This is a genomic window from Variovorax sp. RTB1 (assembly GCF_035018765.1).
Taxonomy (GTDB): Bacteria; Pseudomonadota; Gammaproteobacteria; order Burkholderiales; family Burkholderiaceae_C; genus Variovorax.
In genome coordinates this window covers 1-258 of record NZ_JASJXG010000139.1, presented here as the reverse complement: position 1 = coordinate 258, position 258 = coordinate 1, and the positions used below count along the sequence as shown (strand labels likewise).

Sequence of the window (258 nt, the reverse complement as noted above, 5' to 3'; positions counted from 1 at the left end):
CCCATACGGTCGGCGGCCGCGACGGCGCAGGCAAATCCAGCGACGGCGCAGTCGACGTCAAGCTCAGCTCGCCTGGTTCGGGCAAGCCCGGCACCAACCCCGAGCAGCTGTTCGCGGTCGGTTACGCCGCCTGCTTCATCGGCGCCATGAAGGCCGTCGGCCCGAAGATCAGCGTCAAGGTGCCGGAAGATGTGTCGATCGACTCCAGCGTCGCCCTCGGCCCCACGAACGGCGGCGCTGCCTACGGCGTGTCGGTCA

1 pseudogene is annotated in these 258 nt (G+C 69.0%); it reads left to right on the top strand.

Going from position 1 to position 258, the window contains the following annotated elements:
• Positions 1–258: pseudogene (locus tag QN397_RS26700) on the top strand (peroxiredoxin); the annotation flags it as partial.